Annotated in this window: 19 protein-coding genes and 1 pseudogene; 9 read left to right on the top strand and 11 right to left on the bottom strand. The window is 71.6% G+C overall.

The window, feature by feature from the left end:
* Nucleotides 1–25 precede the first annotated feature (25 nt).
* The 5 genes from OHU89_RS09135 to OHU89_RS09115 form a co-directional block, all read right to left on the bottom strand.
* On the bottom strand, nt 26–262 hold the full coding sequence (locus OHU89_RS09135; RefSeq protein WP_405641564.1) for a DUF6213 family protein: 237 nt from the start codon (nt 260–262) through the stop codon (nt 26–28).
* A gap of 25 nt (nt 263–287) precedes the next feature.
* Entirely contained in the window at nt 288–1,673 is a 1,386-nt protein-coding gene (locus tag OHU89_RS09130; protein WP_405641562.1) for an NADP-dependent succinic semialdehyde dehydrogenase, read from the bottom strand.
* 65 nt (nt 1,674–1,738) lie between these two features.
* Nucleotides 1,739–2,200 carry an NUDIX domain-containing protein gene (locus tag OHU89_RS09125; RefSeq protein WP_405641561.1) on the bottom strand — a complete coding sequence of 154 codons (462 nt, stop codon included), beginning with the start codon at nt 2,198–2,200 and terminating at the stop codon, nt 1,739–1,741.
* A gap of 19 nt (nt 2,201–2,219) precedes the next feature.
* Complete coding sequence (locus OHU89_RS09120) at nt 2,220–3,758, bottom strand: ATP-dependent DNA ligase (RefSeq protein ID WP_405641560.1); 1,539 nt, start codon at nt 3,756–3,758, stop codon at nt 2,220–2,222.
* 124 nt (nt 3,759–3,882) lie between these two features.
* Nucleotides 3,883–4,809, bottom strand: a complete 927-nt coding sequence (locus OHU89_RS09115; protein ID WP_405641558.1) for an NAD(P)/FAD-dependent oxidoreductase — start codon at nt 4,807–4,809, stop codon at nt 3,883–3,885.
* A gap of 65 nt (nt 4,810–4,874) precedes the next feature.
* Here OHU89_RS09115 and OHU89_RS09110 point away from each other — a divergent pair, with 65 nt between their 5' ends.
* From OHU89_RS09110 to OHU89_RS09085, 6 genes are all read left to right on the top strand, one after another.
* The gene (locus tag OHU89_RS09110; RefSeq protein WP_266895560.1) at nt 4,875–5,447 is read left to right on the top strand and encodes a helix-turn-helix domain-containing protein; all 573 of its coding nucleotides are present in this window, start codon (nt 4,875–4,877) and stop codon (nt 5,445–5,447) included.
* A 111-nt stretch (nt 5,448–5,558) separates the two neighbouring features.
* Nucleotides 5,559–6,536 carry an NADPH:quinone oxidoreductase family protein gene (locus OHU89_RS09105; protein ID WP_405641555.1) on the top strand — a complete coding sequence of 326 codons (978 nt, stop codon included), beginning with the start codon at nt 5,559–5,561 and terminating at the stop codon, nt 6,534–6,536.
* Entirely contained in the window at nt 6,533–7,714 is a 1,182-nt protein-coding gene (locus OHU89_RS09100; protein WP_405641553.1) for an acyl-CoA dehydrogenase family protein, read from the top strand. Before OHU89_RS09105 ends, OHU89_RS09100 begins: the two co-directional genes overlap by 4 nt.
* Nucleotides 7,711–8,784 (top strand): acyl-CoA dehydrogenase family protein, encoded by a 1,074-nt coding sequence (locus OHU89_RS09095; protein ID WP_405641552.1) that lies wholly within the window; start codon nt 7,711–7,713, stop codon nt 8,782–8,784. Before OHU89_RS09100 ends, OHU89_RS09095 begins: the two co-directional genes overlap by 4 nt.
* Nucleotides 8,785–8,956: 172 nt before the next feature.
* On the top strand, nt 8,957–9,820 hold the full coding sequence (locus OHU89_RS09090; RefSeq protein WP_405641550.1) for a phosphatidylinositol-specific phospholipase C/glycerophosphodiester phosphodiesterase family protein: 864 nt from the start codon (nt 8,957–8,959) through the stop codon (nt 9,818–9,820).
* Nucleotides 9,821–9,931: 111 nt separating this feature from the next.
* Entirely contained in the window at nt 9,932–10,126 is a 195-nt protein-coding gene (locus OHU89_RS09085; protein ID WP_405641548.1) for a hypothetical protein, read from the top strand.
* Between the two features lie 3 nt (nt 10,127–10,129).
* Here OHU89_RS09085 and OHU89_RS09080 read toward each other — a convergent pair whose 3' ends face one another.
* Together OHU89_RS09080 and OHU89_RS09075 are read right to left on the bottom strand one after the other, a co-directional pair.
* Nucleotides 10,130–11,368, bottom strand: a complete 1,239-nt coding sequence (locus OHU89_RS09080) for a phosphodiester glycosidase family protein (protein ID WP_405641547.1) — start codon at nt 11,366–11,368, stop codon at nt 10,130–10,132.
* A gap of 66 nt (nt 11,369–11,434) precedes the next feature.
* Nucleotides 11,435–11,794: a DUF779 domain-containing protein gene (locus tag OHU89_RS09075; protein WP_362406221.1), complete on the bottom strand. Its 360-nt coding sequence runs from the start codon at nt 11,792–11,794 to the stop codon at nt 11,435–11,437.
* Between the two features lie 61 nt (nt 11,795–11,855).
* Between OHU89_RS09075 and OHU89_RS09070 the strand changes: the two genes are divergently transcribed.
* Nucleotides 11,856–12,311: an SRPBCC domain-containing protein gene (locus OHU89_RS09070; protein WP_405641545.1), complete on the top strand. Its 456-nt coding sequence runs from the start codon at nt 11,856–11,858 to the stop codon at nt 12,309–12,311.
* A gap of 3 nt (nt 12,312–12,314) precedes the next feature.
* Here the strand turns inward: OHU89_RS09070 and OHU89_RS09065 are convergent, their stop codons facing one another.
* A complete protein-coding gene (locus OHU89_RS09065) occupies nt 12,315–12,767 on the bottom strand; it encodes a MarR family winged helix-turn-helix transcriptional regulator (protein WP_405641544.1) in 453 nt (150 codons plus the stop codon).
* Nucleotides 12,768–12,951: 184 nt separating this feature from the next.
* Here OHU89_RS09065 and OHU89_RS09060 point away from each other — a divergent pair, with 184 nt between their 5' ends.
* Nucleotides 12,952–13,920 carry an alpha/beta hydrolase gene (locus OHU89_RS09060; protein ID WP_405641542.1) on the top strand — a complete coding sequence of 323 codons (969 nt, stop codon included), beginning with the start codon at nt 12,952–12,954 and terminating at the stop codon, nt 13,918–13,920.
* A 33-nt stretch (nt 13,921–13,953) separates the two neighbouring features.
* Here OHU89_RS09060 and OHU89_RS09055 read toward each other — a convergent pair whose 3' ends face one another.
* Both OHU89_RS09055 and OHU89_RS09050 read right to left on the bottom strand, forming a co-directional pair.
* Nucleotides 13,954–15,216 carry a YhgE/Pip domain-containing protein gene (locus tag OHU89_RS09055; RefSeq protein WP_405641540.1) on the bottom strand — a complete coding sequence of 421 codons (1,263 nt, stop codon included), beginning with the start codon at nt 15,214–15,216 and terminating at the stop codon, nt 13,954–13,956.
* A gap of 297 nt (nt 15,217–15,513) precedes the next feature.
* Nucleotides 15,514–16,616: pseudogene (locus tag OHU89_RS09050) on the bottom strand (MBL fold metallo-hydrolase); the annotation flags it as partial.
* Here OHU89_RS09050 and OHU89_RS09045 point away from each other — a divergent pair.
* Nucleotides 16,551–16,721: a hypothetical protein gene (locus OHU89_RS09045; RefSeq protein ID WP_405655099.1), complete on the top strand. Its 171-nt coding sequence runs from the start codon at nt 16,551–16,553 to the stop codon at nt 16,719–16,721. The pseudogene OHU89_RS09050 and the gene OHU89_RS09045 sit on opposite strands and share 66 nt — an antisense overlap.
* A 157-nt stretch (nt 16,722–16,878) precedes the next feature.
* On the opposite strand, the gene OHU89_RS09040 is transcribed toward OHU89_RS09045, so the two are convergent.
* Nucleotides 16,879–18,759 carry a SpoIIE family protein phosphatase gene (locus OHU89_RS09040; protein ID WP_405641538.1) on the bottom strand — a complete coding sequence of 627 codons (1,881 nt, stop codon included), beginning with the start codon at nt 18,757–18,759 and terminating at the stop codon, nt 16,879–16,881.
* Nucleotides 18,760–18,761: the final 2 nt, after the last annotated feature.

Genomic DNA, 18,761 nt, shown 5'->3' with positions numbered 1-18,761 from the left:
GCACTCGGCAACGAAACAGGAACCCCTACGGCGCGCTTCCGCTGCTGTGCGCAATGCACGCCACATCAATACGGTCGGCAAGCTTCGCAAGCTCGATCGTCAGTGTGGCAACCGTATCCTCGTCCAGCCCTTCCTCACCGGCCTCGACCAAGTGCAGCCATCGTCCGCCAACCGTGCGGAGCAGCTTGCTCACATCGGCCGCGGACACCTGCAAGGTGCCCCGGTCATCGACGATCAGAGGCAGAGTCACTTCACGGTTCACACCCGGGATCGTAGCTGCGCAAGTGTCACGCTCCGTGCCAAACCGTCGTGATGTTGCAGAACTCGCGGATTCCGTGCCCGGACAGCTCACGCCCGTACCCGGACCGCTTCACCCCGCCGAACGGGAACGCCGGATGGGAGGCGGTCATGCCGTTGAAGAACACGCCGCCCGCCTCCAGATCCCGTACGAACCGGTCGACCTCGGCCTCGTCCCGGGTCCACACGTTCGAACTCAGCCCGAACGGTGAGTCGTTGGCGATGAGCACGGCCTCGTCGAGGTCGCCCGCGCGGTACAGCGTGGCGACCGGCCCGAAGGCCTCCTCGCGGTGGATCCGCATCTCGCGGGTGATGTCGGCGAGCACGGTCGGCGGGTAGTACCAGCCGTCCCCGTCGGGCCGCTCTCCGCCACACAGCACGCTCGCGCCACTGCGCCTGGCGTCGTCGACCAGCTCCTCCAGGTCCGCCCGCCCCTGCTCGCTCGACAGCGGACCGACGTCCGTCTCCTCCTCCAGCGGATCGCCGACCTTCAGCGCCTTCATGCCCTCGACGAACCGTTCGGCGAAGGCGTCGTACACGTCCGTGTGGACGATGAACCGCTTGGCGGCGATGCAGGACTGCCCGTTGTTCTGGACACGCGCCGTGACCGCGATCTGCGCGGCCCGGTCGATGTCGGCGGACGGCATGACCACGTACGGGTCGCTGCCGCCGAGCTCCAGCACGGTCTTCTTCACCATGTCCCCGCACACCGACGCGACCGCCCGTCCGGCGGGCTCGCTGCCGGTGAGCGTGGCCGCCTTGACGCGTTCGTCGCGCAGGATCTCCTCGACCTCGCCGGAGCCGATGAGGAGGGTCTGGAAGGTGCCCTCCGAGTAGCCCGCCTGGTGGAAGAGGTCCTCCAGGAAGAGGGCGGTCTGGGGGACGTTGGAGGCGTGCTTGAGGAGACCGACGTTGCCGGCCATGAGCGCGGGCGCGGCGAACCGGATCACCTGCCAGAGCGGGAAGTTCCACGGCATCACCGCGAGCACCGGGCCCAGTGGGCGGTAGCGCACGTGGGCCCGGGACGCGCCCGAGTCCTTGACGTCGTCGTCGGCCGGCTCCTCGTCGGCCAGCAGCGACTCGGCGTGCTCGGCGTACCAGCGCATCGCCTTGGCGCACTTGGCGGCCTCCGCGCGGGCCTGCTTGACCGGCTTGCCCATCTCGGTGGTCATGACCCGGGCGATCTCCGGCTGGATCTCGTCGAGCAGACCGGCGGCCCGGTGCAGCAGACGGGCGCGTTCGGCGAAGGGCGTCGTCCGATAGGTGCGGAACGTGGCCTCCGCGAGCTGGAGCCTGCGCTCGATCTCCTCGGGGCCCATGGCCTCGTATGTCTTGAGCGTCTCGCCGTTCGCCGGGTTCACCGTCGCGATGGGCATGGCCGACCTCCTGGGCAGCGGACTGTGTTCCGACCTTCCCGCGCGGCGGCGCCCGCCGCAACGTGTCAGGGCGAGTGCTCCGCCAGCCGGTCGAGAAACGTGGTCTGCGCCTTGACGATCACGGTCCGGGCCCGGTCCAGGGCGAACCACTCGACGCGGTCCAGTTCGGGGAACTCCTGCTCCTGGCCCGACTTCGGCGGCCACTCCATCCGGAAGGTGCCCGGCACGACGGTCGCCGGATCGAGGTCCGCCTCGATCGCCCACGCCGTGACGACCTTGCCGTTGGTCTGTTTCACCTCGCCGAGGGCCAGGGCCTCCCCGGCGGGCGGCGGCAGGCCGAGCTCCTCCTGGAACTCGCGCCGGGCGGCGTCCCAGGCCGGTTCCTCGTCGGCTACGTACTCGCCCTTCGGGACGGTCCAGGCCCCGGCGTCGCGGCGCGAGAAAAACGGGCCGCCCATATGGCCCAGCAACACCTCGAGGCCGTCGTCGGTGTGCCGGAACAACAGCAGGCCGGCGCTCGTCCTCACGGCCTCACCTCGGGATGCTTCACGGCTTCATTCCAGGGTGTGCGGCCAGCAGCGTCTCCACCGTGTCGGCCTCCTCCGGCCGTTTGTCCTCCCGGTAGCGGACCACGCGGGCGAAACGGAGCGTGACACCGGCCGGGTAGCGGGTGGACCTCTGGAGACCGTCGTAGGCGATCTCCACGACGAGTTCGGGGCGTACGGTCACTACGTAGCCGTCGGTGTCGACGGCCAGCTCCTGGAGCCGCTCGGTCTGCCAGGTCAGCATCGCGTCGGTCATGCCCTTGAAGGTCTTGCCGAGCATCGCGAAGCCGCCGTCGGCGGTGCGGGCGCCGAGGTGGAGGTTGGAGAGCCTGCCGGTGCGGCGGCCGTGGCCCCACTCGGCCGCCAGGACGACCAGGTCGAGCGTGTGCACGGGCTTGACCTTCAGCCAGGACGCGCCCCGGCGGCCCGCGCTGTACGGGGCGTCGAGGGACTTCACCACCGCCCCCTCGTGGCCGCGCTCCAGCGTCTCGGCGAGGAAGGCCTCGGCCGCGCCGACGTCCTCCGGACCGGACACCAATGTCCGGCGCACCCGCATCGGCTCGGGGACCAGCCGTGCCAGCTCCGCGTGCCGCTCGACGAAGGGGAGGTCCAGCAGGTCGCGGTCGTCGACGGACAGGGCGTCGAAGAAGACGGGGGAGACGGGGACCTCGGCGGCGGCCGTCGTCACGTCCACCCGGGAGCCGACGCGGCCGGCCGTCTCCTGGAAGGAACGCGGTCGCCCTTGCGCGTCGAAGGAGATGACCTCCCCGTCCAGAATGAAACGCCCGCCCCTCAACTCCAGGGCGGCAGCCGCCAGTTCGGGCAGTCGGTCGGTGATCTCGTCGAGGGTGCGGGTGTAGATGCGTACGTCGTCGCCGCTGCGGTGCACCTGGACACGGATGCCGTCCAGCTTCTCCTCGACCACGCACGCGCCCAGCTTCTCGACCGCCTCGGCCACCGAGGACGCGCTGTGCGCCAGCATCGGCAGGACCGGGCGGCCGACGGTGAGCCGGAAGCGGTCCAGGGCGGCGGGGCCGTCCGCGAGCAGGGCCTCGGCGACCCTCTGGAGGGAACCCGCGAGCATCACCGCCCGGCGGACGTCGGCCGGTGGTGCCTGCGTCGCCTGCGCGAGCCCCTCCGTGGCGACCGCGTCCAGCGCGCCCTGCCGTACCTCGCCGCTGATCAGCCCGAACAGGAACCGCTGCTCGTCCTCGGTGGCCGCGCCCATCAACTCCCCGACCAGCCGCGCCCGTTCGGCCTGCGAGCCGGTGCCCGAGACCTTGCCCAGCTCGGTGAACAGGGCGTCCACGTCACGGACGGCCAGGCTCGGCGCGGCGGCCGGGGCGACCGGGCGGCTCAGCACCTTCCAGCCCACCCCGAGCCGCCCCTGCGGCAGCCGTCCCGCCAGATACGGGATGACGACCGGTACGTCGTCCGGCTCGGCCTCCCGGAACAGCTCGGCGAGCAGCGCGATCTTCTTCGAGCGCGCCGAGGTCGCGGCGACCTCCTGGGACACCTGGGCCAGCCGGGCAAGCAGCATGCATCCAGGGTGCGACACGCTTTGCCGGATTACACGCCGAGTGATGGGTTGCGTTTCGTCCGCGGGCTCGTTGTGGCTGGTCGCGCCCCGCGGCGGAGCCGCTGATCGACACAGCCTCGCGCCCCTAGGGCGTTGCGTCGAGGTCCGCCATGAGCAGGTCGCCGTTGATCGTGGCTCCGGCACGGTAACCGCCCGCCGCCGCGTTGATCACCTGTTCCCCGAAGCCCATCGCGTTGCCGACGGCCCAGACGCCGGGCACGGTCGTCTGGCCGGTCGGGTCGACGACGGGGTACGAACCGAAGGGGGTCTCGTTCAGCTTCGCGCCGAGCCGCGCGAGGAGATCCGTCTGGGGGACGGCCCGGGGGGCGGTGAAGACGATCTCGCGCGCGAACGTCTTGCCGTCCTTCAGTCGTACGGCCGTGAGGCGGTCCTCGGCCACCACCAGCTCGGCGACCTCGCCGGGCACGACCTTCACGCTCGCGGCGGCGAGCCTGCGCAGGTCCTCGGCCGACAGGTCGGTCTCCGGGAGCTCGTGCAGGAAGAACGTCACGTCCTTCGACCACTGCGACACCATCAGCGCCTGGTGGACGCTCAGCGGGGTGGTCGCGAGCACGCCGAAGGCCTGGTCGCGGACCTCCCAGCCGTGGCAGTACGGACAGTGCAGCACGTCCCGGCCGAAGCGCTCGGCGACGCCGGGCACGGGCGGGAGCTCGTCCTTGAGGCCGGTCGCGATCACGAGGCGACGGGCCTGGACCGTGCGGCCGCTCGCCAGTGTCACGGTGAAGTCCGCGGTGACATCCACCGCGCTGTCCTCCACGAGCTCCACGCCGTACCGCGCGATCTCCTCCCGGCCGAGCGCCAGGAACTCGGCGGGCGGCATGCCGTCCCGCGTCAGATAGCCCTGCATGTGCGCGGCGGGCGCGTTGCGCGGCTCGCCCGCGTCGATGACGAGGGTGCGGCGCCGGGCCCGGCCCAGGACGAGAGCCGCGGACAGGCCCGCCGCGCCGCCGCCGATCACGATCACTTCGTAGGTCTCGCTTGTCTCCGTCATACCGACACGGTCGTCCCGTGGGTGCGGTATTGACAAACTTCTTTGCTGATTCTGCAATACGTGACATGACTACGGATGACGTTCTCGCGGAGGTCGGGCCCCGGCTGCGACGGATCCGGAAGGACCGGGAGGTGACGCTCGCGGCGCTCTCCGAGTCGACCGGGATCTCCGTGAGCACCTTGTCCCGGCTGGAGTCCGGCCTGCGCAAGCCCAGCCTGGAGCTGCTGCTGCCGATCGCGCAGGCCCATCAGGTGCCGCTGGACGAGCTGATCGGGACACCCCCGGTGGGGGATCCGAGGGTCCGGTCCAAGCCGCTCGTGCGGCACGGGCGCACCTACTGGCCGCTCACCCGGCAGCCCGGCGGCCTCCAGGCGTACAAGGTGCTGGTGCCACAGGGCCGGGAGGAGCCCGAGCCGCGTACCCATGAGGGCTACGAGTGGCTGTACGTGCTGGCGGGCCGGCTGCGGATGGTGCTGGGCGAGCACGACGTGGTGCTCGCGGCCGGGGAGGTGGTCGAGTTCGACACGCGCGTGCCGCACTGGTTCGGGTCGACGGGGGAGGGGCCGGTGGAGTTCCTGAGCCTCTTCGGTCCGCAGGGGGAGCGGATGCACGTACGGGCGCAGCCCCGGAGGTCGTGACGCCCGCGTGATGCCCGCTACTGTTCCGCGGCGGGCTGTTCCCTGATGGGCAAGCGACCGCTTAGTATGCGATGGACCCCGTCAGACGATGCAGTCGCGTGGAGGCACCGCATGCAGGCATGGCAAGTGCACGAGAACGGCGAGCCGAGCGAGGTGATGCGCCTCGAGGAGGTGGCGACACCGACGCCCGGCGACGGCCAGGTCCTGCTGAAGGTGCGTGCCGCGAACATCAACTTCCCCGATGTGCTGATGTGCCGCGGCCACTATCAGGTGCAGCCGCCGCTGCCCTTCACGCCGGGCGTGGAGGTCTGCGGCGAGACCGAGGACGGGCGCCGCGTGCTCGCCAACCCCGCGCTGCCGTACGGCGGTTTCGCCGAGTACGCCGTCGCCGATGCCGCCGGGCTGCTGCCCGCGCCGGAGTCGCTGGACGACGCGGAGGCCGCCGCGCTGCACATCGGGTACCAGACGGGCTGGTTCGGTCTGCACCGGCGGGCCCGTCTGGAGGCCGGTGAGACGCTGCTCGTCCACGCCGCCGCCGGTGGGGTCGGCAGCGCCGCCGTGCAGCTCGGGAAGGCGGCCGGAGCCACCGTGATCGGTGTCGTCGGCGGTGCCGACAAGGCCGCGGTGGCGCGGGAGCTGGGCTGCGACGTCGTGATCGACCGGCGTGCGGAGAACGTCATCGGCGCCGTGAAGGAGGCCACCGGCGGCCGGGGCGCCGACGTCATCTACGACCCGGTCGGCGGCGAGGCCTACACGCAGTCCACCAAGGTCGTCGCCTTCGAGGGCCGGATCGTGGTGGTCGGCTTCGCCAGCGGGACCATCCCCAGCCCGGGCCTCAACCACGCGCTGGTGAAGAACTACGCGATCCTCGGCCTGCACTGGGGCCTGTACAACACCAAGAACCCGAAGCTGATCCAGCACTGCCACGAGCAGCTCACCGAACTCGCCGCCCGGGGCGCCATCAAGCCGCTGGTCAGCGAGCGGGTGCCGCTGAGCGAGGCCGCGGCCGCGGTCCAGCGGGTCGGTGACGGGGTCACGACCGGCCGGGTCGCCGTCGTCCCGTCTCTCCGGAACGGAGCCGCCGCATGACCGACGCAGCCGAACTCAAGCGCCGCACAGCGCAGTTGCTGGCCGCACACCCGCCGGCCACCACGGACCGCCTCGACTTCCTGAGGGCCCGCTTCGACGCCGGCCTCGCATGGGTGCACTACCCCGAGGGCCTCGGCGGCCTCGGCGCCGCGCGCTCCCTCCAGGCCGTCGTGGACGCCGAGCTGGAGGCCGCGGGCGCCCCCGACAACGATCCGCGGCGCAACGGCATCGGCCTCGGCATGGCCGCGCCGACCATCCTCAAGTACGGCACCGACGAGCAGAAGCAGCGCTTCCTGCGCCCCCTGTGGACCGGTGAGGAGGTCTGGTGCCAGCTCTTCAGCGAGCCCGGCGCCGGCTCCGACCTGGCCGGACTCGGTACGCGGGCCGTCCAGGAGGGCGACGGGTGGGTGGTGAACGGCCAGAAGGTGTGGACGTCCAGCGCGCACAACGCCCGCTGGGCCATCCTCATCGCCCGCACCGACCCGGACGTGCCCAAGCACGCGGGCATCACGTACTTCCTGTGCGACATGACCGACCCCGGCGTCGATGTGCGGCCGCTGCGCCAGATCACCGGCGAGGCCGAGTTCAACGAGGTCTTCCTCACCGACGTCCGCATCCCCGACTCCCGCCGCCTCGGCGAGATCGGCGACGGCTGGCGGGTCGCGCAGACCACGCTCAACAACGAGCGCGTCGCCATCGGCGGTATGCGGCTGCCCCGCGAAGGAGGCATGATCGGCCCGGTCTCCAAGACCTGGCGCGAGCGCCCCGAACTGCGCACCCACGATCTGCACCAGCGCCTGCTGAAGCTGTGGGTCGAGGCCGAGGTCGCCCGTCTCACCGGCGAACGCCTGCGCCAGCAGCTCGCCCTGGGCCAGCCCGGGCCCGAGGGCGCCGGCATGAAGCTCGCCTTCGCCCGCCTCAACCAGGAGATCAGCGGCCTGGAGGTGGAACTCCGCGGCGAGGAAGGCCTGTTGTACGACGACTGGACCATGCGCCGGCCCGAGCTGGTGGACTTCACCGGCCGGGACGCCGGCTACCGCTACCTCCGCTCCAAGGGCAACAGCATCGAGGGCGGGACCAGCGAGGTCCTGCTGAACATCGTCGCCGAGCGCGTCCTGGGCCTGCCCTCGGAACCGCGCACCGACAAGGACGTCGCCTGGAAGGACCTGGCCCGATGACCGACCTGCTGTACTCGGAGGAGGAAGACGCGCTGCGGTCCGCCGTACGGGACCTGCTCGCCGACCACTGCGACGCCCCCGGCGTCATCGCCCGCACCGAGTCCGACGCCCCGCATGACATGGCGGCCTGGAAGGCCCTCGCGGACGGCATGGGCCTCGCCGGACTCCTGGTGCCGGAGGCGCAGGGCGGCCAGGGTGCCACGCACCGCGAAGTCGCTGTCGTGATGGAGGAGTTGGGGCGCGCGGTCGCCCCGGTGCCGTACCTCACCAGCGCCGTCGTCGCGACCGAGGCGCTGCTGGCCTGTGGCACCGAGGACCTGCTGGCCGAGCTGGCGTCGGGACGGAGGATCGGCGCCCTCGCCGTCTCGCTGCACGTCGCCGCGGGCGGCGCCTACAAGGTCGTACGCCATGAAGACGGCTCCCTGCACGGGGAGTTGACCGGCATCGCGGACGCCGTGGCCGCCGATGTGCTGCTGATTCCGGCGGACGACGGCGGGCTGTACGCGGTGGACGCTTCCAGCGCGACCGTCACTCCGCAGGTGTCCCTGGACCTGACCCGGCCGCTCGCGACCGTGACCCTGGACGGTGCGCCCGGTCGTCTCCTGGGCGACGCCGAACCCGCCGTACGGCGGGCGTTGCGGTCCGGTGCCGGGCTGCTCGCCTCCGAGCAACTCGGGCTAGCCGAATGGACGTTGACCGAGACCGTGCGCTACCTGAAGGAACGCAAGCAGTTCAACCGGTCCGTCGGCGGGTTCCAGGCACTCAAGCACCGGCTCGCCCAGCTGTGGCTGGAGGTCGTCAACCTGCGCGCCGCGGCCCGCAACGCGGCCGACGCGCTGGCGACCGGTGAGGAGGCCGATGTGGCGGTCGCCGTCGCTCAGGCCTACGCCGCCTCCGTCGCCGTGCACGCCGCCGAGGAGGCCCTGCAGCTGCACGCCGGCATCGGTATGACGTGGGAGCACCCGATCCACCTGTACCTCAAGCGGGCGAAGGCCGACTCCATCGCCTACGGCACCGCGGGCGCCCACCGTGCCGCACTGGCCGAACTCGTGGACCTCCAGGCCCCCTGACGTTCACCAGGAAAAGCCCGTCCCACCTGGGGCGGGCTTTTTCGTGCGCCCCGCGCGGAGGCGATGAACAGACGGCGGCAGTCCGGCCAACTCCTGTCACGAGCATGCCCTTTGAGGGACCGGCGACCCCATACTCGCCGGTGTCCCGTACCGCCCTCAAAGGGAGGCAGGCATGGCCCTCACCACCCGCCGCAGAGCCCTCACCACCCTCGGCGCCGCCCTCGCGGGCGCCGTCGCCCTGCCCGCCACCGACGCGTTCGCGGGTGAACACAAGCACCGCCCGCGGCCGTTGTGGCGGGCCCACGCCCACAACGACTACGAGCACCCCCGCCCCCTCCTCGACGCCCTCGACCACCGCTTCGGCAGCGTCGAGGCCGACATCTTCCTCGTCGGCGACCAGCTCCTCATCGGCCACACCGCGGACGACCTCGACCCGACCCGCACCCTGGAGTCCCTCTACCTCGACCCGCTGGCCGCCCAGGTGAGGGCCAACCACGGCTCGGTGTACCGGGGCCACCGCAAGCCCCTCCAGCTGCTCATCGACATCAAGACCGAGGGCTCCTCGACGTACCTCGAACTGGACCGGCATCTGCGGCGCTACAAGCACCTGTTCACCACGTACGCCCACGGCCGTGTCCTGCCCGGCCCGGTCACCGCCGTCATCTCCGGCGACCGAGCCGCCCGTGCGCCCATGGAGGCGCAGACCGTACGACGGGCCTTCTACGACGGTCGCCTCGCCGACCTCGGCAGTTCGGCGCCCGCCTCCCTCATCTCGCTGATCAGCGACAACTGGACGCTCAACTTCACCTGGCAGGGCGTGGGGGCCTTCCCCGACGTCGAGCGGCAGAAGCTGCGCGGCATCGTCCGGGCCGCCCATGCGCGTGGGCAGAAGGTGCGCTTCTGGGCCACGCCGGATCTGGCGGGTCCCGCGCGTGACGCGCTGTGGGGCGAGCTGCTCGCCGCCGACGTCGACCACCTCAACACCGACGACCTCGCCGGCCTCGAAGCCTTCCTGGACGCTCACCGGCCGGCGTAGACACCACACGTTCGGCGGACAGGTCAGCCGCCCGGACGAACCCTCCGCTACGCCACACTTGCGGCCGAACGCCGTGAACCGGGCGTACTGGCGTGGCGGAGGAGGCCGACGATGGCGATTTCCATCTCTGTGGTGATGTTGCTGCTGCTCCTGGCGGTGATCTTCCTGCGCAACGGCGGGCTGAAGGTCTCGCACGCACTGGTGTGCGCACTGCTCGGCTTCTACATGGCCAGTACGAGCATCGCCCCGACCATCCACAGCGGCCTCACGGCGACGGCGGACATCGTCAGCAGCCTCCGGCCCTGAGGTTCATCCGGTCGAGAAGACCCCGATGCCGTTCGGCACCGGGCGTTCGGCGCCGCCGGTGGGGTGGTTGCGCACCGAGACGGCGCTCGTCCCGGGATCGCGGGCGACCAGCGTCGACGATCCGCCGCCGTCCAGGCTGAAGGCGTCGACCATGCCCAACCCCTTCATGGTGTCCGCCACTTCGGCGACGGTCAGACCCGTGCGGTACGCGGCCGCGCCGTCCACCGTGAGCAGCAGCACCCGCCGGCCGTCGTCCGCGATCCCCACGGCGGTGCGCACGGCAGCGGTCGTGCCGTCCAGGCCGGGCAGCGGCTGTCCGTTGTCGAGGACCGGGTAGCCGCCGACGGCGAAGCGGTACGGGATCCGGGTCGCGGAGGGGACCAGGCCGTGCCGGATCCGTACGTGCTCGCCGACGGAGAGCTTCCGTAACTGCCGCGCGCCCTCCTCCCGGCCGACGAGGACGGTGGTGCCCGCGGCGACGGGGCCGCCGCCCGGGCTGTCGGCGGCCGCCACGACCCGGCCTTGGCGGACCGTCACCTCGTAGGTGTCCGTGCTGCACGGGGCGGCCCGGTCGGTGTCCGTGCCGCAGGTGGCCCGTACCCGGGAGGCGCTTCCCCAGGCGCTGGTGAAGGCGCCGACGGAGTTCACCGGCAGCGCGTACTGATTGAGCCCGCCCAGCGGCAGCCGCGTCCAGGGAGTGCGGACGGATCCGGCCAGGGACAGGCTGTCGAGCCGGGCCCGTCGGTCGACCCCCATGCCGAGCACGTTCCTCGTGGACGTGCCAGGTGGCATCGCGGGGCCGAAACGCTGGCCGTCGGGCACCGCCGCCTTGAGCGTGCGGCCGCCCGCGATCGCCGGGCCCACGCTCGCGCCGGTCGCCTCGACGCCCGGGTGCTGGGTCTCGGTGATGTTGAAGAAGTCGCCGTTGACGCCCGCGACCGCGCCCTGGGTGTCCGCCAGTTGCGAGACGGGCGCCCGCGCGGCGACCGCTCCCGGATGCAGCAGGTCGAGCCGGACGTGCGGATCGCGCAGGTCGACGGTGAGGACATGGATGCGCGTGGGGCCCTTGGCGGCCTGGATGTCGTACTGCTGGTACGTGACGCCCGACGCGATCGGGACGGCGGCCTGCGCGGCGCCGGCCGGTGCCGCCCCCGTCAGGGCCGCACCGGCCAGCGCACCGCATGCCGTGAGGAACGTCAGTACCGCTCTGCCTGCTCGGAACCTGTTCTGACGAAGCGTCACAGCCCCCCCCTGAGGTCTCGTCAACTGTCCCAGGACTCAGAGGAAGTGCACCAGACGGCAGTCTGTCTAGGAGCCGAGAAGACGGGAACGGATCAGGAAACGCACTCCTTCGGGTGCTTCGAGCGAGAAGCCGCTGCCCCGCCCCTCGACGACGTCGACGATCAACCGGGTGTGGCTCCACACCTCGAACTGGCTGCGCGACATCCAGAACGTCACCGCCTCCCCGACGCCCTCGACCTCCAGCTCCGCGAGCAGCACGTCCGAGCCGCCGGTGCGGAACTCGCCCGCCGGGTAGCACATGGGGGCGCTGCCGTCGCAGCAGCCGCCGGACTGATGGAACATCAGCGGGCCGTGCGCCTCGTGCAGCCGGCGCAGCAGATCGGCGGCCGCGGGGGTGAGCTCGACGCGCGGGGTCTCCTCATACATGCGCCCCAGCGCAGCACGCGCCACGTTGCGAGAAGGTTGCACCCCGGAGCAGGGTGGGGCCATGTACTCGACCCGCGTCTCCTGTCGTGTGAACGCCCCGCGTGCGGCCGTCTACCGGATGCTCGTGGACGCCGACGCGCTGGCCAGGTGGCGGGTGCCCGAGGGGATGAGCAGCGAGGTGCACGCCTTCGACGCCCGGGAGGGCGGCGCGTTCCGTATCTCGCTCACCTACGACCTGCCGACCGGCACCGGCAAGTCCGGCTCGCACACCGACACGTACCACGGCCGGTTCCTGCAGCTCGTGCCGGACGAGCGGGTGGTCGAGGAGTTCGAGTTCGAGACCGGGGACCCCGCCCTGCGCGGCACGATGACGATGACGACCACGCTCACCGACGTGGCGGGCGGGACCGAGGTCGTCGTCCTGCACGAAGGGATTCCCGACGCCGTGCCGGCGGACCAGAACGAGGAGGGTACTCGGATGGCGCTGGCCCATCTCGCGCGGCTGGTCGAGGGCTGAGCGTCAGACCTCGCCGACGTTGGCGGTGAGCAGGCGGAGCAGCTGCTTGGCCGTGGCGTCCTGTTCGGGGGTCAGGCCCATGGCGTCCCCGATGGCCCCCGGAACCGTATGCGCCCGCTCGCGCAGTTCGGCTCCCGCGTCGGTGAGGGTGAGGGAGACCGAGCGCTCGTCCTCCGGGCGGCGTTCACGGCGCAGCAGGCCGTTCGCCTCCAGGCGCTTCAGCAGCGGGGAGAGGGTGCTGGACTCCAGCTGGAGCGCGGTGCCCAGATCGCGTACCGAGATCGAGTCCTGCTCCCACAGCACGAGCATCACCAGGTACTGCGGGTAGGTCAGCTGCAGCGCGTCCAGCAGGGGCCGGTAGCGGGCGGTGACCGCGCGGGAGGCGGCGTAGAGGGCGAAGCACAGCTGATCGTCGAGGAGCAGGGAACCGTCGCGCTCGGGTTCGGCAGTGCTCATGGCCTGGCTCCTTTGATTGAGTCCTCTCGATTCTATCGAGCCATAAACAGTCGCGAAATAGATAGTCGTGCTTGATTAAGTTGTGCACGACTAAATCGAGCGCTACAGTCATGGGTGTGCCGCCGCTCCTGACGAACAGCGTCGACGGAGCGCGCCCGCGGCCACCCCTTCCGAGGAGATCGCCATGTCCGACCAGACCGGCACCCGCCCCGTCCTCGAGCCCGCAGCCCAGGCCTTCGTCGAGGCGACCGCGAACCCGCCGTACCTCTTCGATCTCGGCCCGGTCGAGGGCCGTAAGACGGTCGACGAGGTGCAGTCCGGGGACATCGCCAAGCCCGCCGTCGACGAGGAGTGGATCACCGTGTCCGGCGGACCCACCGGCAGCGTCCGCGCCCGGATCGTCCGCCCGGCCGGCGCCCAGGGCACCCTCCCCGTGATCCTCTACATCCACGGCGCCGGCTGGGTCTTCGGCAACGCCCACACCCACGACCGCCTGGTACGCGAACTCGCCGTCGGCGCCAACGCCGCGGTCGTCTTCCCCGAGTACGACCTCTCGCCCGAGGCCCGCTACCCGGTCGCCATCGAACAGAACTACACCGTCGCCCAGTGGATCGTGCAGGAAGGCGCGTCCAAGGACCTGGACGCCTCCCGGATCGCCGTCGCCGGGGACTCCGTCGGCGGCAACATGGCCGCCGCACTCACCCTGATGGCCAAGCAGCGCGGGGATGTCCCCCTGGTCCAGCAGGTGCTCTTCTACCCGGTCACCGACGCCGCCTTCGACACCGCCTCCTACCACCAGTTCGCCACCGGCTACTTCCTGCGCCGCGACGCCATGCAGTGGTTCTGGAACCAGTACACGACCGACGAGGCCGAACGCGCCCAGATCACCGCGTCCCCGCTGCGGGCCACCACCGAGCAGCTCACCGGCCTGCCCCCGGCCCTGGTCATCACCGGCGAGGCCGACGTCCTGCGCGACGAGGGCGAGGCCTACGCCAGCAAGCTCCGCGAGGCCGGCGTCCCCGTCACCGCCGTCCGCTACCAGGGCATCATCCACGACTTCGTCATGCTCAACGCCCTGCGCGAAACCCACGCCGCCCAAGCCGCGATCAACCAGGCCATCACCATCCTGCGCACCACGCTCGGTACGGCGTGACCGTGTGACCCGCCGCCGGCGTCGTGGCCCGTCTCAGGCGGGCTGCGGCGTCAGGCGGCCGTGGCCCTTGCGGTCGTAGTAGGCGGTCATCGCGAAGCCGAAGAGGATGGCAAGGGCGGCGCCGATCGCGGTCATCGTCCAGGCGCGGGTGAGGCCCGCGTCGCCCCGTGCATCGAAGTAGAGGATCGCGCGGACGCCGTCGCCGAGCTGGCGCATGGGCTCGAAGTGGGACAGGAAGCGGTAGAAGGCCGGCACCGCCTGGAGCGGGACGGTGGCGCCCGAGGACGGCAGGCCCAGGACGATGAACACGAACATCGACACGAGCTGTCCGATGCCGCCGAACGCGGCGTTGATCGCCTGCACACCCAGGCCGACCGCGAGCGACGCGCAGTACGAGTAGATCCACAGCAGCGGGAGATGGGTGGCGTCCATGCCCAGGATCGTGACGCAGGCGAGCATCACCAGGGAGACGGTGAGCACGGTGATGCCCGCGGTCATCGCCATCTTCAGCAGCAGCGTCTGGGTGCGGCTGATCGGCACGGTGGGCAGCCGGGTGTGCCAGGGGCCGATCTCGTTGTCGGCGTAGCCGAGTGCGGTGTCGACGCCGTTGCTGACGATGTTGCCGCCCATGAAACCGGCCAGGACGAGCAGCAGCGTGTAGTAGAAGGCGGTCAGCCCCAGGCCGCTGTGGATGCCGACGGGGTGGCCCACCTCGGTGGCGACGGCCACGGGGTCGGCGAGCAGCAGCTTCTGCGTGGCGTCGGCCCGCGGGGTCGACCGGGTGAGCTGCTTGCCGATGGTCTGCGAGGCCTGGTGTGCCGTCTGCGTGCTGATCTGACTGGCGAGGGAGGAGCCGAGGCTGCCCTTGCCGGGGTTGGTGAGCACGGTGAGCGTGGGCCGTGCGGTGGCGCCGGTGCCGGTGAGCGCGCCGACGGAGGCGGTGAAGTCGGCGGGGATGACGAGGGCGCCGTAGACCTTGCCCGAGTCCAGCTCGTCCTGGGCCTGCGTCCGGGTGAGTTGTCGCCAGTCGGCCTTGTCGCTCGACGTGTCCGACATGATCGCCGCGGCGATCTGCGTCCCCAGGTTCTGCTCCTGCCCGGCCGGCGGCTTGCCGGTGTCGGAGTTGACGAGCGCGATCGGCAGGTCCTTGAGGTCGCCCTGCGGATTGACGATGCCGCCCATGTACAGCAGCGACAGCAGCAGGGCGAGCAGTCCGCTCAGGAGTGTGGGCACCACCCACAGCTTGGGGCGGCCGAGCAGCGCGGAGGCACGGGCCTGGGGAGCGGGGTCGGTCATGGCTCTCCCTGGGGTGGGCGGCGACGCGTTCCTCCCAGTCGTACGCGACCCCCGCCCATCCCGCACGCAGAGCGGCTCACGCGGCCAGGCGCGCCAACGTCTCCCGGAACGACACCGCGCCCACGGCCCGCCGGTTGTACGGCAGCCGGCCCAGCAGGGATGCCATGCCGCAGGTGTTGGTCACGGCGGAGAAGAACAGGCCGCCGCCGATCAGCCCGGACAGCCAGTGGGCGGGCGGCCAGCCAGACCTGCGACGAAGCCGGCCGCGCGCCGGGTGCGTGACCGGCCCGGAACTCGGCGCCGGTGCAGCTGGTGGACGGGGAGGTGGACGCTGCCCTCGATCCAGCCGTCCGCGCGTTCGCCGTCCCGGCGCACGTCGACCACGACCACGTCCTCACCGCGCGCCCGGGCGGCGGCCAGGTCGGCGAACGTGCCGCGCGGGAAGGAGGCCGGACGGGCCCCGTCCGCGAGCCAGTCGGCCGGGCCGCCCACGGCCGCCGCGGCCGGGCGGTCGATGCCCACCCGGGTCAGCTCCCGCTGGGCGCGCCCGACGACCTCGGCGCTCTCCGCGAGCAGCGTCACGGGCCTGCCCCACGGGATCATCCACGCGAGATACGTGGCCAGCTGTCCGTCGGCCTCGAAGTTGAGCGACCCGGCCACATGCCCGGCGGCGAAGGCCACCCGGTTGCGCAGGTCCACGACCCACTCGCCGGCCGCGAGCCGCCGGGCGATCTCGTCGGCGTCGGCGGGCCGCGGGGCCGTGAGGTCCACCGGAGCGGGGCCGCCGGCGTTGGCCGGACCCATGTGGGCGTAGTACGCGGGGACGTCGTCGAGCCCGGCCAGCAGGTCCTTGACGAAGCTGTCGACGTCCTGGACGAGCGCGGGGTTGGAGGCCTTCTCGGTGCCGATGGTGCTGTGTGTCCCGTCCGCCCGGGACGAGGAGCAGAAGCTGCCGAAGCCGTGCGTCGGCATGACCGCCACCTCGTCGTCCAGCTCCGTGGCCAGCCGGTGCACGGAGGCGTGCTGCGCTCGGGCGAACTCCTCGGTGAGCCGGGGTTCGACGAGGTCGGGCCGGCCCACGCTGCCGATCAGCAGCGAACCGCCGGTGAAGGCGGCCACCGCGCGTCCCGCTTCCTCCAGCACGTACGAGGTGTGGTGCGGGGTGTGCCCGGGAGTGGCCACGGCCCGCAGCACGAGACCCTCGTCGACGGGCTCCACGTGTCCGTCGGCGACCGGCACGCGCGCGTACGCCACCTCGGCCCCCGCCGGCACCAGATAGCGGGCCCGGTGAGCCGGGCCAGCTCCAGACCACCGCTCACGTAGTCGTTGTGCACATGCGTCTCGGCGACGGCCACGATCCGCACTCCGCGCCGGGCCGCCTCCGCGAGCACGCGGTCGATGTCCCGCGGCGGATCCACGACCACCGCGGCGCGGGTCCCGCCGGCCAGGTGGCTGCGGTTGCCCAACCCCGCCGTCTCCAGGGCGTCGACAAAGAACACGGCTGACTCCTTCGTAGAAATTACCCCCGGGGGTATCTGACTTTTACGGTAACAGAGATACCCCGGGGGGTATTTTGCGGCGTGTTTCGTGCGCTCCCGTGTATGAGGACGGCAGGTCAGGCAGTTGACGTAGGAATCGACGAAGAGGTGAACTCCGCGCGGTTCAGCCGGAGTCCGGCCCGCCGGGCAGCGGCAGTTCGAACCAGACCACCTTGCCCGTGCTCACCCTGGTCGCCCCCCAGCGCTGTGACATCTGGTCGACCAGGAACAACCCCCGGCCGCCCTCGTCGCTCAGCTGCGCGTGCCGCATTCTCGGTACCACGGTCGAGTCGTCCTCCACCTCGCAGCGGAGCACGTGCGTGCGCAGCAGGCGCAGGGTGATCGGCCGGCCGGCGAACCGCACGGCGTTGGCCACCACCTCGCTGACCAGGAGCTCGGTGGACTCCAGCAGGGACTCCAGGCCCCATTGGCGCAGTGTCCTGCGGGTCAGCCGCCGGGCCTGGCCCGCGGTCTGCGGACGCGGAGCCAGGTACCAGTACGCGACGGTGTCCGGCAGGATGCCCTCGAACCGGGCGGCGAGCAGCGCGATGTCGTCGTCCCGGTCGCCCGCCCCCAGTGTCCCGAGTGCCTGGTCGCACAGCTCCTCGAGCGACGGGGCCGTGGTTCCCGAGGCGCCCGCCCGCAGCCGCGCGCACAGCTGCTCCACCCCGGTCATCACATCCGAGTCGCGGTCCTCCACCAGACCGTCCGTGTACAGCAGCAGGGTCGCGCCGGCCGGTGCGTGCATCTCGACGGACTCGAAGCCACCGCTGCCGACACCGATCGGCGCCCCGGGCGGCACCTGCACGACCTCCGTGCTGCCGTCGGGATGCAGGAGCACGGGCGGCGGATGGCCGGCGTTGGACATCAGCAACCGGTGCAGCACGGGGTCGTACATGGCGTACAGGCAGGTCGCCGTGTGCTCGCTGCCCAGCCGCTCGGCCTGCTCGTCGAGGTGGTGAAGGATCTCGTCGGGGGAGAGGTCGAGTCCGGCGAGGGTCTGCACGATGGTGCGCAGCTGGCCCATGATCGCGGCCGACGTCATGGAATGGCCCATCACGTCGCCGATGACCAGTGCGACACGGTTGCCGGGCAGCGGGATCGCGTCGTACCAGTCGCCGCCGACCTGCGCGGTCCGTGAGGACGGCAGATAGCGGCTGGCCAGCCCGACTCCCGTCGGCTCGGGCAGGGACGCCGGGAGCATGGTGCGCTGCAACGCGTCCGCGACGGCCGCCTCGCGCGCGTAGAGCACCGCCTTGTGGATGCCGAGAGCGGTGTGGGTGGCGAGCTGGGAGGCGACGAGGAGGTCGTCGTAGGTGAAATCCGGCCGCCCGGGGCCGCGGATGAGGACCACGCTGCCCATGACATGGCTACGACCGTGCAGCGGAGCGATGATCAGCCGCCGTCCGGGCGGCACCGCGCCCGGCGCGTTCGCCACCCCCAGCAGCTCGGCCACCACGGAACGCAGCCCCGGAGTGTTCCCGAACACCGGCCGCCCGGCTTGGAGCAGCTTGGTGAGCAGACCGTCCGCGGCCGGCTGTACGGCATCGGCCGCCTGGACGGTGGCGGCGTCCGGGGCGGGTGCCGTGGTGTGCAGCCGCAGGACGCCGGGGTCGGCGGTGCTCTCGTCGCCCACCGGAAGCGGCGCGTACAGATGGACGAACGCCGTGTCGGCGAAGGCCGGGACTGCCGCCCGGCACAGTTCGCCCAGGGTCTCGTCGAGGTTCATGCCGCGGGCGATCTGCCGGGTCGCCGCGTCGAGATAGCGGAGCCTGTCGGTCTGCGGCGCGGAGGCGATCGGGCGTCCGGCGGGCGCTTCCGGGGGCGGTGGGCGCATGGCTGTGCCACCCGCCGCGCCACCCTCCTCGGAGCCCTTGGCCGCGTGTGCTTTGCCGGACTTCGAGGAGGAAGCGGGAGGCTCGGGCCGACGCGGGGCACCGGAAGGCTCGTGCACGCCGGCCGCCTGCCCTCCGGTGCCGCCATCGGCTCCGAGCTGCTTCGTCACGC

The sequence above is a fragment of the Streptomyces sp. NBC_00019 genome (genome assembly GCF_045041015.1).
In the GTDB taxonomy this organism is placed as follows: Bacteria; Actinomycetota; Actinomycetes; order Streptomycetales; family Streptomycetaceae; genus Streptomyces.
Note: the sequence above shows the minus strand (reverse complement) of the source record. Positions and strands in the feature narration are given on the sequence as shown.

Excerpts from the sequence above, each read along its gene's own strand:
- OHU89_RS09115 (WP_405641558.1), bottom strand. The coding sequence starts at position 4,809 with ATGACGGAGACAAGCGAGACCTACGAAGTGATCGTGATCGGCGGCGGC.
- OHU89_RS09070 (WP_405641545.1), top strand. The coding sequence starts at position 11,856 with ATGTACTCGACCCGCGTCTCCTGTCGTGTGAACGCCCCGCGTGCGGCC.
- OHU89_RS09090 (WP_405641550.1), top strand. The coding sequence starts at position 8,957 with ATGGCCCTCACCACCCGCCGCAGAGCCCTCACCACCCTCGGCGCCGCC.
- OHU89_RS09065 (WP_405641544.1), bottom strand. The coding sequence starts at position 12,767 with ATGAGCACTGCCGAACCCGAGCGCGACGGTTCCCTGCTCCTCGACGAT.
- OHU89_RS09075 (WP_362406221.1), bottom strand. The coding sequence starts at position 11,794 with ATGTATGAGGAGACCCCGCGCGTCGAGCTCACCCCCGCGGCCGCCGAT.
- OHU89_RS09085 (WP_405641548.1), top strand. The coding sequence starts at position 9,932 with ATGGCGATTTCCATCTCTGTGGTGATGTTGCTGCTGCTCCTGGCGGTG.
- OHU89_RS09055 (WP_405641540.1), bottom strand. The coding sequence starts at position 15,216 with ATGACCGACCCCGCTCCCCAGGCCCGTGCCTCCGCGCTGCTCGGCCGC.
- OHU89_RS09105 (WP_405641555.1), top strand. The coding sequence starts at position 5,559 with ATGCAGGCATGGCAAGTGCACGAGAACGGCGAGCCGAGCGAGGTGATG.
- OHU89_RS09045 (WP_405655099.1), top strand. The coding sequence starts at position 16,551 with ATGCGTCTCGGCGACGGCCACGATCCGCACTCCGCGCCGGGCCGCCTC.
- OHU89_RS09110 (WP_266895560.1), top strand. The coding sequence starts at position 4,875 with ATGACTACGGATGACGTTCTCGCGGAGGTCGGGCCCCGGCTGCGACGG.
- OHU89_RS09060 (WP_405641542.1), top strand. The coding sequence starts at position 12,952 with ATGTCCGACCAGACCGGCACCCGCCCCGTCCTCGAGCCCGCAGCCCAG.
- OHU89_RS09130 (WP_405641562.1), bottom strand. The coding sequence starts at position 1,673 with ATGCCCATCGCGACGGTGAACCCGGCGAACGGCGAGACGCTCAAGACA.
- OHU89_RS09120 (WP_405641560.1), bottom strand. The coding sequence starts at position 3,758 with ATGCTGCTTGCCCGGCTGGCCCAGGTGTCCCAGGAGGTCGCCGCGACC.
- OHU89_RS09100 (WP_405641553.1), top strand. The coding sequence starts at position 6,533 with ATGACCGACGCAGCCGAACTCAAGCGCCGCACAGCGCAGTTGCTGGCC.
- OHU89_RS09095 (WP_405641552.1), top strand. The coding sequence starts at position 7,711 with ATGACCGACCTGCTGTACTCGGAGGAGGAAGACGCGCTGCGGTCCGCC.